The sequence below is a fragment of the Ktedonobacter racemifer DSM 44963 genome (genome assembly GCF_000178855.1).
GTDB lineage: Bacteria > Chloroflexota > Ktedonobacteria > Ktedonobacterales > Ktedonobacteraceae > Ktedonobacter > Ktedonobacter racemifer.
On record NZ_ADVG01000002.1, the window covers coordinates 220,925 to 233,833 of the forward strand.

At 52.8% G+C, this 12,909-nt stretch carries 10 protein-coding genes and 1 pseudogene; 5 read left to right on the forward strand and 6 right to left on the reverse strand.

Annotation, left to right across the window (positions count from 1 at the left end; translation table 11 throughout):
• Positions 1 to 62 precede the first annotated feature (62 nt).
• Both KRAC_RS17350 and KRAC_RS79495 read right to left on the reverse strand, forming a co-directional pair.
• Complete coding sequence (locus KRAC_RS17350) at positions 63 to 1,238, reverse strand: aminotransferase class I/II-fold pyridoxal phosphate-dependent enzyme (RefSeq protein WP_007909248.1); 1,176 nt, start codon at positions 1,236 to 1,238, stop codon at positions 63 to 65.
• 461 nt (positions 1,239 to 1,699) lie between these two features.
• A pseudogene (locus KRAC_RS79495) lies at positions 1,700 to 2,913 on the reverse strand (ISAzo13 family transposase).
• 210 nt (positions 2,914 to 3,123) lie between these two features.
• Between KRAC_RS79495 and KRAC_RS17370 the strand changes: the two are divergent.
• The 3 genes from KRAC_RS17370 to KRAC_RS17380 all read left to right on the forward strand — a co-directional run bounded on the left by KRAC_RS17370 (position 3,124) and on the right by KRAC_RS17380 (position 6,616).
• The gene (locus KRAC_RS17370) at positions 3,124 to 4,134 is read left to right on the forward strand and encodes a carbohydrate ABC transporter permease (RefSeq protein WP_007909251.1); all 1,011 of its coding nucleotides are present in this window, start codon (positions 3,124 to 3,126) and stop codon (positions 4,132 to 4,134) included.
• A complete protein-coding gene (locus KRAC_RS17375) occupies positions 4,131 to 4,988 on the forward strand; it encodes a carbohydrate ABC transporter permease (RefSeq protein WP_007909253.1) in 858 nt (285 codons plus the stop codon). Before KRAC_RS17370 ends, KRAC_RS17375 begins: the two co-directional genes overlap by 4 nt.
• A 206-nt stretch (positions 4,989 to 5,194) precedes the next feature.
• On the forward strand, positions 5,195 to 6,616 hold the full coding sequence (locus KRAC_RS17380; protein WP_007909255.1) for an ABC transporter substrate-binding protein: 1,422 nt from the start codon (positions 5,195 to 5,197) through the stop codon (positions 6,614 to 6,616).
• 241 nt (positions 6,617 to 6,857) lie between these two features.
• On the opposite strand, the gene nifS is transcribed toward KRAC_RS17380, so the two are convergent.
• From nifS to larE, 3 genes are all read right to left on the reverse strand, one after another.
• Positions 6,858 to 8,033, reverse strand: coding sequence for a cysteine desulfurase NifS (gene nifS, locus KRAC_RS17385; RefSeq protein ID WP_007909257.1), 1,176 nt, complete (start codon positions 8,031 to 8,033; stop codon positions 6,858 to 6,860).
• Positions 8,034 to 8,165: 132 nt separating this feature from the next.
• Entirely contained in the window at positions 8,166 to 9,008 is an 843-nt protein-coding gene (locus KRAC_RS17390; RefSeq protein WP_007909258.1) for an alpha/beta hydrolase, read from the reverse strand.
• Between the two features lie 420 nt (positions 9,009 to 9,428).
• Positions 9,429 to 10,310, reverse strand: a complete 882-nt coding sequence (gene larE, locus KRAC_RS17395; protein WP_007909268.1) for an ATP-dependent sacrificial sulfur transferase LarE — start codon at positions 10,308 to 10,310, stop codon at positions 9,429 to 9,431.
• 281 nt (positions 10,311 to 10,591) lie between these two features.
• Here larE and KRAC_RS17400 point away from each other — a divergent pair, with 281 nt between their 5' ends.
• Both KRAC_RS17400 and KRAC_RS17405 read left to right on the forward strand, forming a co-directional pair.
• Positions 10,592 to 11,239 carry a nucleotidyltransferase family protein gene (locus KRAC_RS17400; protein ID WP_052568350.1) on the forward strand — a complete coding sequence of 216 codons (648 nt, stop codon included), beginning with the start codon at positions 10,592 to 10,594 and terminating at the stop codon, positions 11,237 to 11,239.
• Between the two features lie 17 nt (positions 11,240 to 11,256).
• Positions 11,257 to 11,625 carry a tetratricopeptide repeat protein gene (locus KRAC_RS17405; RefSeq protein WP_007909270.1) on the forward strand — a complete coding sequence of 123 codons (369 nt, stop codon included), beginning with the start codon at positions 11,257 to 11,259 and terminating at the stop codon, positions 11,623 to 11,625.
• Between the two features lie 37 nt (positions 11,626 to 11,662).
• On the opposite strand, the gene KRAC_RS17410 is transcribed toward KRAC_RS17405, so the two are convergent.
• On the reverse strand, positions 11,663 to 12,898 hold the full coding sequence (locus KRAC_RS17410) for a sensor histidine kinase (protein ID WP_083814715.1): 1,236 nt from the start codon (positions 12,896 to 12,898) through the stop codon (positions 11,663 to 11,665).
• Positions 12,899 to 12,909: the final 11 nt, after the last annotated feature.

A 12,909-nucleotide genomic window follows, 5' to 3' on the forward strand; every position in this document is an offset into this window, starting at 1 on the left:
GGTGCACTCCATCATTGATCAAAGCGAGCGCCGCAGAGGCGAGGAGTCAAACAGATGACGCTCTATCTGGCGTGCTTCTGCAAGAAGCGCTCGATGCGCACCAGGGCCTCTTCCAATTTCTCATAGGATGTGCAGTAGGCGCAGCGCACATAATTGCGTCCCGCCTCACCAAACGAGCTACCAGGAACGACGGCGACCTTCTCTTCAAAGAGCAATTTCTCCGCGAACTCCTCGTCGTTCATCCCCGTATTGCCAATAAAGGGGAAGGCGTAAAAGGCGCCTCGTGGCTCGCAACAGGCCAGGCCCAGTTTATTGAGGCCCGCGACAAACATCTGGCCCCGGCGCTCATACTCATCGTGCATCCGCTTGACGTCGTCATCGCCGTAGCGCAACGCCTGTAAAGCGGCCTCCTGGGGCGCGGTCCCGGCGCACATAATGGTATACTGGTGGATCTTGAGCATGGCCTCAAGGATCTCGGTGGAGGCCGCCACGTAGCCCACGCGCCAGCCGGTCATGGCATACGACTTGGAGAAGCCATCCATCAAAATGGTGCGCTCCTTCATCCCGGGTAGCGAGGCGATGCTAAAGTGATCAACACCATAGGTCAGACGGCTATATACCTCGTCGGAGAGCACAATCAAATCATGCTCGACGGCCAGGGCAGCGATCTTCTCAAGCTCCACACGGGGAATCACCGCACCTGTGGGATTATTGGGATTGCCCAGCAGAATCATCTTGGTGCGCGGGGTAATCGCGGCGGCTATCTCCTCCGCGCGTACAGCAAAGTCATACTGCGCGTATGTTGGCACCGGCACCGCTACGCCTCCGGCGAAAATGATGTCGGCCTCATAGGCCACATATCCCGGGTCGGGGGCGATCACTTCGTCTCCTGGATCAATGATGGTACGCATGGCCAGGTCGACACCTTCGCTTACCCCGACCGTGACCAGGATCTGCTTAGCGGGATCATACTCCAGGCCATAGAGCGCCTGCAATTTCTTGGCGATCTCCTGGCGTAGCTCAATCATGCCATAGTTAGAGGTGTACTGCGTATGTCCTTCTTCAATTGAGCGAATACCAGCGCGCCGAATATGTTCTGGCGTGACGAAGTCGGGCTCTCCCACTCCCAATGAAATAACCTCTGGCATGGTATTAATAATATCAAAGAACTTACGAATGCCAGAGGGCCTCACCTGCCGCACCCGCTGCGACAACGTTTCGCGTTTTAACGTATCCATCCCCTAAAACCATTCCTTTCATCCGATATCTGGAGGCTTCGTTGAGAACGCTCTACAACGACCTGGCGCTACAATAGTCGCTACGCTCCTGCGTACAACTTGCAAGGACATATAGTGGCAGCACCGCCAACACCCCCCCGGTACGTTCAATGTAACATAAAAACATTCATCCTTACAATAAGCCAATTGCCCATAGTATGGCTGCACAAAAGCCATCCATTGGAAGTTACACGACTGGTATGGACCTTCACGACCTCTCCCATTACCTTCTGACCGCGCACCATGAGCCGCAGCAGCCAGAGCGTTCGCGGTGTTCCTTTCGCAAGGGAAATCGGTCCAGCGATAGCCAGGAAACAAAAGAAGAGGTACAAGCCTCCAAACAGCGACAACATGTTGTCCTCAAACGAGATGCTGCCCTCTACCATAATAGCCCTCCTTTTAACTTAGGGACTCTCAAATAATTAATTATCCCTGCCAACAGACAGAGAATAGGTGATATCCACAAACCATTTCTCCAGGGAAGGCCATCGCTGGAGGTGGGTTTCCACCACTTGCATGGCTTCCTTCGTCAGCTTCACACCAGTTTGATACGTGGTCGTCACCAAATCAACCATCGGATGGTTCCCTTTCCATGTCATCGTTTTGGCAAACTGGATGGCAGCATCCACCGAATCGAGCAAGGTCCCATTCCAGTGCTGTTCTAAAATGCCCCAACAGCGCTCAACCGGATTGTATTTGCTATGATAGGGTGGATAATATGCCAGACGGACGGTGATCTGATACTGCTGCACAAATGCGAGCAAACGCTGCATGAACTGGGTCCGACGACTGTGATTCTCTGGTCCATTATCCACATTGATGACAAGTGTCTTGATGTGGGAAAAGCGCTCTTTCACGCTCTCCCACCACTGCACCAGGCGATCCACCAGACAGTCGCTGGTCACTTTGGAGACGACCCCGTACAGAAAGAACTCATCGGAAGCGGGCAGGAAAATGCCCACCGGCGTCACCGTGGCTTTTGCCTCAAAATCATGGTCAGCCGCTTTGGTCAGCACACGGCTCTTTCCTCCTCGTGCAAAGGGACCGACTTTGACCGTTGCCTTGGCATCCATCGAAAGGCGTAAGGTCGAGTCCTGCGCATCTGCCTGAGCATTGACCTGCTTTAGATGCTCGAAGATGGCATCCGTTTCCGGGAGTTTTTTTGGGGTTGCGTCTTGGCCACCTTTTTGAGGGAATATCCCAGCGCATTGAGCCTGGTCGTGATCGTGACTGCCGTTGGTAATTCAGCATCGGTGTAATGGAACGTTGTGATCAACTGGCGACGGACTTCTGTGGCGGTCAAACGCGTGTAGAGCCGGGTACTACGAAACTGCGGATCGGCTTGGCTTTGCCCATCCACAATGGCGGTGATATCCTTCAGCAAGTTCGGCAGATGCTCTTCGCTGCGTTTTCTGCCTCGAAGCTGGAAGGCATCCACACACACCTGTCCGCTTTTCAGTTCATGCTCGCCTTTCCTGATCGTTGCACGATTCCAGCCCAACTCCTCTTCGGCTCGACGTTGCCCTCCTTCTCCCAATGCTCGTACCGTCCGTGCCATAAAAAGACGACGAGCGCTGCCTTTTAATTCCTTTGCTGCCTTGATCAGTAACTCTTTCACTTCCTCTGCCAGTTCCATCTTCCATCCTTCCAGAGCTTTTTTGCTTCTAGTCTATCATCTCTGGCAAGGGCGTTTCTGGGGTGATTTATTTTTTTAGTTTCCCTTAATTGAATTTTATCATTAGCTTTAAATGTCCTTAATACTGAATTAACGTAGGCCGCTTATTCTAAGTAAGTCTGCCAAGTAGGGAAGTTGATATTCTCATAGAGAAGGAGCATCTGTGGTAAGTTGAAACAATCCTCTATACATCACCAGGACGTGGACGTATCGTTACAAGCAGAGAAGCCACGTACGAAGTCTGAGCAAACAGGGGTGCACAAGGCACAAGTTCAGGAGCGTGGACACCTGGGCAGGCGAGTACGCGAATTTGGCCTGGGGGTGCTCTTCCTGGCGCCTGTACTTGTGGTATTCGCTGTTTTTACGTATTTCCCCTTCTTCCGTGCTATCTGGCTCAGCCTCAATATTACTAATGAACTGGGTGATCCGGTAAAGTTTGTCGGCTTACGCTACTATCAACAAATTCTGGATTTCAGCAACTCGGCAAATGATTATCTGAGCAGCCTGTTGATAAGCTTCGAGTACGCATTGCTTGTCGTCTCGCTACAAATCGTCTGTGGGCTGGGCCTCGCCTCGCTAGCGATGGCAAAGGTACGCGGTATCGGCGTCTTCCGTTTGATCTTTACCGTAAGTATCGCTATTTCGCTAGCAAGCTCAAGTGTTATCTGGGCGCTGATCTTCGATCCAACTACGAACATCACTACCTGGTTGGTCAACTTACTGAACTTGCCACAGCCGGGATTACTCAATAATGCCTCGACTGCGCTCATCTCCATAGCCGTGATGTCGGTCTGGTCGGGCCTGGGTTTCAATTTTGTTATCACGCTCGCTGGTATGCAGGCCATACCAGAGGACCTCTATGAGAGTGCCTCTCTGGACGGCGCGGGTCGCTGGAAGCGTTTCCTCCACATCACGTTGCCAATGTTAACACCTATCTTGCTCTTTCTGCTGATTATTAATACCCTTTCGTGCTTCCAGGCATTTACGCAGTTCAATGTATTGGTGAATGGGCCAGGGCCGGATAGTTCGACCAATGTCTTTGTCTATGCGATCTATCAATCGTTCTGGGCTGACCATCGCTATGGCTTCGCGTCGGCAATGTCGATAATCCTGTTCATCATTCTGCTCATTCTTAGTGCGATGCAATTTCTCTTCCTGGGCAGGAGGGTACATTACCGATGAGTGCCGTTGTCAATACAATGCCCCAGGGAAAGATCAGTATTGGGAAACGCCTGGGGACAGTCGTCACCTATATTTTGTTGTTGCTAGTCTCGCTGATTATTCTCTTCCCCTTGCTGTTCGCATTCTCTATCGCGTTGCAGGGGCAGACCCTGACGCCACAACTACTTCCCAATCTGGCTCAACTTGACTGGGGCGTCTTTGTGCGGGTTCTGGTCCAGCAACCAGATTTACCGCGCTGGATTCTCAACTCTTTTGTTGTCTCGTTCCTGGTCACCGCTGGTGTGTTGGTGACATCGTCTCTGGCGGCTTACGCATTTGCGTTCCTCAATTTCTGGGGGAAGCCGATCTTCTTTGCTATTGTCATGGGAACAATGATGATCCCCTTTGAAGCGACGCTGGTTCCAAACTTCCTTTTGATCTTGCATCTGAACTGGACAGATAGCTACCAGGGACTGGTTCTGCCGTTCCTTGCGGGAGGCTTCGGCATTTTCCTGCTACGTCAGTACTTCATGACCATTCCGCCCGAATTGCAAGAGGCGGCGAAGTTAGATGGATGCGGTCACTTCCGCTTCCTTTGGAGCTTCCTGATCCCGCTGGCACGCCCGGCCCTGGCGACGTTGGGCCTCTATACCTTTATTACGACCTGGAACCAGTTTTACTGGCCCCTTCTAGTCACCAATGAGTCGACGTGGCGTACGACGCAGATTGGTATTGCGATCTTTCACTCTAGTGAAGTTAATTTTCTCAATACCCAGATGGCCGCTACGCTCATCATTGTGATTCCAACGCTTCTCCCTTTGATATTTGGTCATCGTCAACTCGTACGCGGGTTAACGGCGGGCATTATTAAATAACAATCGTCAACAATCGTCGCTACTCTACTTCCCTCTGCACGAGGTGTTCTCGGCGTCTGCGATGCTTCGCAGGGGGTAGAGGATGTGGCGTGGCAATGTTGCGGCATTGCCACGCCACATCCTCTACCCCGACAAGCCACGTCGTGGCGAGAAGTCCTGTGTAGAAACTAATAATTTTACTATTCTATTGGAGGATCATATTTCCCATGCGTTACGCAAAACAAATCGTCTTGGTGCTCCTCGCAACCATCCTGCTGGTTGGTTGTGGTGGGGGTAATACAAGCACTACTAATACCGCGTCCACACCCGCCGCGCCTGCGGCGACCCCGGCGGTCAAACTCGATCCACAGAAACCAGGGACGCTCAAAATTTCCTTCTGGTATGGTCTGAGTGGCGTGAACGGTGATGTTCTGCGCACACTGATCAACAAATATAATGAGAGCCAGAATAAATACTATATTGATGGCATCTTCCAGTCATCCTATGATGACACGCTCAGCAAGTTCAACGCCTCGTTGAGCGGAAACCAGCTTCCCAATGTCGTGCAGATCTATGACATCGGCACCCAGCGCATGATCGACACCAAGCAAATTATTCCGGTGCAGGATCTGATCAATCGTGATCATCTGCAGAGTGTCGTTGATGACCTGGAGCCCGCGATCCGCAACTACTACACGGTTAATGGAACGCTCTATTCCATGCCTTTCAACTCCTCGACGATGGTGATGTACTACGATAAGAACGCCTTCAAAGAGGTAGGTCTGGACCCCAGCAAGAAACTTTGGACATATGACCAGGTGATTGCCGCGGCGAAGAAGCTCACTCAGAAGGACTCTAGCGGCAAGGTCACTCGTGCGGGCATTAGCTTCTATGACTATAGCTGGTTCTTTGAACAGGCGTTGGCCTCGAGCAATCAGTTCCTTGCTACCCCCAACAATGGCCGTACAGGGCGCGCGACGCAGTACAGCTTCAACAACGACGCAGGCGTCAAGTGGCTGGAGTTCGAGAAGCAGTTGATTGCTGACGGGTCAGCAAAATACTATGGCGCGAGCGGCTCAAGCTCTTCCTCGTCAGCCTTCCTCAAAGGCCAGTCCGCGATGACCTTTGAGTCTGTCGCTTCGATGCGCAACTTCGTCAATACGGCGGCGAAAAACGGTAATAAGCTGGATATCGGTGTTGCTTATATCCCTCGCCAGACCCTTCCTGCCCAGGGCCGCACCGCCATCGGTGGCGCTTCGCTCTGGATCACAAACAAGGGGACGAAAGAACAGCAAGAGGGGGCCTGGGGCTTCACCAAGTTCCTGTCTCAGCCAGACACTCAGGCGTTCTGGTCCTCCAATACTGGCTATATCCCTACCCGTCTCTCCGCCTATAATCAGCAAGCGATGAAGGATACCTTGACAAAGTATCCCCAGTTTCAGGTAGGCATTGACCAGATTCGCTCCAGCCAGACCAACTACTACAATGCTGGCGCGGCTACCGGCAATATGCTTACTATGCGTAACAACGTTCAGACGGCGATGGATACCTACCTCACCGGTCAAACCAGCAGCGCTAAAACTGCATTGGATAGTGCCGTCCAGAAGTCGAATGACTCGCTAGCCGAGTACAACGATGCAAACAAGTAAGTAAAAGCCAGTACAGCGCATAACGATGGGGTCCATTTTCAGGACCCCATCGTTATGCATTGGCGTTGAGATACATACCAAAAACAGTGAGAGGTCTCGGGCAATCTCCCCAGACCTCTCTGCATGCAGTGCCATAGTTCAATCTTTTGATACGATACTTCACCATATGCCGAGACCACTCTAAGCAAAGAAGAGAGGGCATGCTTGGACATATTCCTCTCTTCAATCCTATACTTTTCGGCTATAGACCCAGGGTCCGCACTTTCTCTACCACTGCGGGTAGGAGCGTGATGACCCGCTCAACCTCTTCCTCGGTATTCTCCTTACCGAGCGTCAGGCGCAAGCTCCCATGCGACCACTCCGGTGGATAGCCCATGGCCTCTAATACATGTGAGGGATCAATCGAACCCGAGGTACAGGCCGAACCGGTCGAGGCCGCGATCCCCAGCATATCCAGGTGAATCAGGATCGATTCACCCTCCACGCCTTCAAAACAGAAGCTCGCGTTATTGGGCAGGCGCTGCACAGGGTGACCCGTCAGGCGGCTCCTGGGAATGGTCAGGATGCCCTCAATCAAACGATCGCGCAGTTGACGAATACGTGGCGTCACGGTCTCTAGCTCTTCCTGGGCCAGCCGGAAGGCCTCAGCCGTCCCGACGATGCCCGCGACATTCTCGGTACCGGCGCGCCTACCACGCTCCTGCGATCCCCCCTGCAACTGCGGCAGGATTCGCTTGCCCTGCTTGACATAGAGAATACCCATCCCCTTTGGCCCATAAAATTTATGCGCCGAGAGCGAGAGCAGGTCCACGTTTAATGCGGCCACATTGATGGGGAGTGCGCCACCTGCCTGCACCGCGTCCACATGGAAGGGAACCTTGCGAGCACGACAGATCTTCCCAATCTCAGCTATAGGCTCGATGGTTCCGACCTCATTATTAGCGAACATGATCGAGACCAGCACGGTTTTATCGGTAATGGCCCGCCCAACCGCGTCTGGATCGATCAACGCATTCTCGTCGACCGGGAGATAGGTGGTCTCAAAACCAAAACGCTCCAGGTAGTTACAGGTGTGCAGAACCGCGTGATGCTCGATCGAACTGGTAATCAGGTGGTTGCCCTTCTTTTGCGAGGCAAAAGCCATGCCCTTGATCGCCAGGTTATCGCTTTCAGAACCACAACCTACAAAGGCGATTTCGGCGGGCTGGCAATTGAGCAGTTCAGCCACATCTTCACGCGCATGTGAGATGGTCTGCATCGCCTGCCGACCTAGCGCATAGATACTGCTGGCGTTGCCGTACTGCTCGGTCAGGTGCGGCATCATACTCTCAAGAACACGTGGGTCAAGCGCGGTCGTGGCCGCGTGATCCATATAGATAAGGCGCTGCGCCTCTGACTGTGAAACATGCTCTGGCATAATTTACTATTTCCTGCTTATGGCAAAACCCTATCGCTTCTTACTTGGTGTGCAAAGAACACTTAGCTATCCAGATTATATCATAGCCAGGATAGCAGCAAAAAAATAGGGATACATCTACCATAGATAACGCTAGCCACTCAGCCGATTATGCCGCACAATATCCTGGATAAACGAAGCGCAGAGAAAACAGAGTTGCTCATGCTCAAGATCATCCATCACAAAATGGCCGCTCCGCTCCAGCCAGTGCAGCGATTTAGGGGCATACACGGCCTTGCGATACAACTCGGAAGCGCTCTCATGGGGATTGAGCGCATCCTGCTTTCCTTGAATAATGAGCAATGGTGTTACAAGCTCCCGCAAACGCGCGCGCAGCTCCCGCACCAGGGCGGTCATCTGGCGCCAGAGCGCGCTGGGGTAACGCGCTTCCTTAAGTGCAATCTCCAGTATCTCGTCTTCACTCAGTTCCTCAACTCCTTTGGGGTCGAGGAGACGTATACTCGTGAGAATATCATGGCGTACACAGGAATCCTTCAGCGCGTATTCAGCCAGGGGCTGCCGGTGCTTCGCAAAGTAGTCGCCAAAGGGAAAGCTCGACTCCTGAAACAGGCGCATAGGCGTTGACATAGCAATGACACCCGCAATCTGCTGACCAAAATCCAGGGCCGACAGTATCGCCAGGACTGATCCTATAGAGAAACCGCCCAAAAAAACATACGGGTAGGCTTCTAACGCCTCCACCTCCTGAGCAATCATCTCTAACCACGCCCCTCGTTCAACCTGGGCCAGGTTCTCCAAATCGCCATCGTGACCTGTGAGCGAGATACCACGCACACGAATTCCCTGTTGCGCCAGGTACTCGCCCAGACCCCTCATCTCTAATGGACTCCCGCCAACATTATGCACCAGTACACAGGCCCTATCCGTATTCTGTGGCCCCAGGGAAAAGGAGACCGCGTTTCGTTGTAGTTTCATCAGATCCTCCGCCTCTGGATACCCCTGCCTGTAGGCATAAGGGAGGAAAGAGGCTCCATGCCCCTTAAGAGTTCCTTACACAGGATGTTAGCACTACACTATACACACCTCTCTCCCCTTATGCCACACTCCTCCTCTTAAAAATCTATACGTTCCTATCCTATCTAACGTTCGTTTGTCTAAAAATATATCACTCCCGCAGGCAAGAAATAGATACCAAAACAGATATACACATACATATCTACGTTGACACAACGCAGAATTTCACCCTTTTTCTCGACAAAAAACCTACGTGCTTGCTTTCGCTGCCACAAAACACATCTATACGTTTAGCAAGACTAGCCTCGTGACAGTATCCAGGCACATGCCAAGTTACCACCACGAGGCCAGTTCTCTACATTCGCAATGCATGCATACGACCTACTCAGCGGCTATGGCATTCTTCTTCTTGAAGAAAGACTCATTCATGCTGCCCGTGCGGTACCCTAACAAATCGACTGTTACATAGGCATAGCCAATCTTACGCAGGGCATCGGTCACCTTGCGGCTCATCTCTTCTTCTACCAGGCGCGGGATCTCTGAGCGTTCCACCTCGATACGGGCGATTTTATCATGGTGGCGCACACGCAACTGGCGAAACCCCTGCTCGCGCAAAAACTTCTCCGCTTTATAGACCATCTGCAAAGAGGCCACATCCACGCGGCTCCCATAGGGGATACGCGAGGAGAAACAGGCCATTGCAGGCTTATCCCAGACCGGCATGCCCAGCATTTTCGCGATGGCGCGGATCTCTTTCTTACCCATCTCCGCCTCTTTGAGCGGCCCCCGCACACCAAACTCACGCGCCGCCTTCTGCCCAGGACGAAAATCTCCATCATCATCCTTGTTGACGCCATAAGCGATATGGCGTAAATTGTGCTCCTTCGCCACCGGCTCCAGACTTGTGAAGAGCTCGGTCTTACAGAAGTAACAGCGTTGGACTGTATTGGACGCGTACCGTTCATCCTCCAGCTCATGGGTCTCCAGCGTCACAAGAGGCAGGCTCATCTGCGTGGCAACCTCGATCGCTTCTTGCGTCTCTTCAGGAGCATAAGCTGCCGATGAGGCAATCGCGCCTAGCGCCCGGTCACCCAGGACGTCATGTGCTACCTTAAGCAAAAGCGCGCTGTCGACCCCACCTGAATAGGCAACCAGCACCGACTCCATCTCACGCAAAATCTCTTGCAAACGCTCATATTTCGCCTGCGTCTGGGCATCCAACGGCTCTACTTGTTCTTGTATTGTGTGGGGGGAATTTAGCATTCTTCTTTACTCCTGGTAGGATACGAGCTTCTCGACTTGCATTCCTCTTCATATTCTCTAATCTGTTCGAACTGAACGTCATTATAGCACCACTGGCAACCCGCTTTGTACACACGCACGGAAGAGCAGCACTTCTTTCAGGCATGTATGCTCCATCATCCTCCAGGTGATATAACAAAGAGGAGCCTGCATCTCTATTCCAACAGGATCGCCTCTCTATGAGCACAGGATACTTTCTATGCATGGAGTCGCATTTAGACGATAAGAAGGACGTAGTATTTATGAGCGAGCGCACCACTGCCGCGATTATTCTTGCCGCGGGGACCTCCAGTCGCATCGGTGAAGACCGTCACAAGCTCTTGCTGCCCCTGGGAGATCGTCCCGTTATCGCGCATGTCCTCGATGCGGTCCTGGCCTCACAAGCACGACCAGTCCTGCTCGTACTCGGGCATCGCTCCGCGCAGTTGCGCGCCGTGCTCGCGCCCTACCTCGCGCATCCAGAGGTCCATCCTATCGACAATTCACACTACCAACAAGGGATGAGCACCTCCATTCACACGGGTCTCACGGAACTGACACGTTTGATGCCAGACTGCGATTCCACGCTGATCATTCTGGGTGACCAGCCCTTGCTCTCCGCCTCCATTCTCGATACACTTATGGAGGCTCGGCACACGACACACAGCCACATTATCGCACCCCTCTACCAGGGACAACGCGGGAACCCAGTGCTCTTCGAGCGCAGTCTCTTTCCTGAGTTGCTTGAGGTACAGGGAGATGAGGGTGGGCGCACCGTGCTCATGCGCCATCGTATCGAGGTTAGCACAATTGAGGTGGGGTCACCCCACGCCAGCTATGATGTTGATACCTGGGATGCCTATGAAGCCGTCGTCAAAGAGTGGCACAAACAGCATCATTCAGATAAATAGAGGAGTCGCTCACAACCATGTCTACACAAGAACAACAGGCCGCCTTCTGGCTTCAATATAGTCAACAACTCTCGAATGCCATCCGCTATACAGAGGCCCTGGCCGCAGCGGAGAAAGCGGTCGCGCTCAACCCCGCCAATCCAGAAGCCTGGTATGCCCGTGGAACCTGCTTCGCCATGCTCGCCCGCTACCAGGAGGCCCTGGCAGACTTCGAGCAGTCACTCACCCTCCAGGACCACGACGCGGCGGCCTGGGATGCCAAGGCCTGGGTCCTGGGTATCCTGGGACACAAACAGGAGGCCCTGGCCGCCGTCAATCGCGCTCTAGAGATCGACCCGGATTACCTCGAAGCCCAGCGCCGCAAAGAGCGCCTGGAAGTGCTCTAAGGTTTCTATCGAGCTGCAAATATGTCAGTACATAGTCCTACAATTGTAGATGAGAAGGATCTTTTCTTCCGTTCTCATCAGCATCGCCCAAGAGCGGTAGCCAGATTTCGAAGCAGGAGCCGTGGCCCAGAGTACTGTGCAGACGAATTTCGCCTTGGTGGACTTGTGCTACCCACTGTACAATCGCCAGGCCCAGCCCACTTCCACTCGTCGTTTCTTCATGAATATCTTCCTCTGCTCTCTGGAGAGCTGAGCGTGCCACATCCACGCGATAAAAACGCTCAAAGAGATGGCTCTGATGCTCTTCTGCGATTCCTGGCCCATTGTCCTCTATCCATACTCGTCCCCACCTTTGCTTTCCTCTCCTCGCAGTACGCCCCTCGACCAGGACATGGTTGCCAATCCCTGCGGTATATCTGAGCGCGTTGTCAATCAAATTGGTCACCATCAAGGTCAGTAACAGACGATCTCCCTGCACGCACAATTCGGGCAATTCCCCAAAAACCAGTTCAATTCCTCGTTGTTGTGCCAATGGGGCAAAGCGTTCCACGACCTCAAGGACCACTTCACTCATATCAACCTCTGCTGGGGAGAGGATAGTCTGTTCGATGTCGGCTCGCGCGAGTAGTAACAGGCCGTTGACCAGACGGATCATGTGGTCGGTCTCAGCCTGAATAAGGGAGAATTCCTGCCGATACCCTGCGATCATGGCGAGGGCCTGGGCATAACTCTCTGGCTTGCTCCTCTGAGACAAAGCCCGGTTTGTCGCGAGCGTAAGCATACTGAGTGGCGTCCGTAACTCGTGGCTCGCATCAGCCGTAAACTGACGTTGGCGGTTCAAGACGGTCTCTAAGCGGTTGAGCATCTTATCGAACGTGCCCGCCAACTCGCCCAATTCATCGCTGCTGGTGAGATGGAAGCGTCGGCTCAGATCCGTCTGACCAATCTCCTGTGCTGTGCGGGTAATCAGACGGACGGGACGCATGGCTTTGGTCGCCAGCCAATAGCCACCAGCAGTAATGAACAGCAGTATCGCCAGTCCCAGCAAGAAGATCTGCTGCGCGATCCTCAAAAGATCTGGAGAAGAAGTTGATGGTAACATCTTGATAATGGTGCTATACAATAATCCTCCAAAAAGCACGAGTACGGCTATGGTTGTCATGGCATACCAAAGTGTCAGTCGAACACGTATACTGTTGAACTGGCAAATCATCTTTTGCCAGAAGGTTTGATCAGTGCTCTCTGGCCATTTTTCATCATGGATACGCATCATTTGCCACCTTA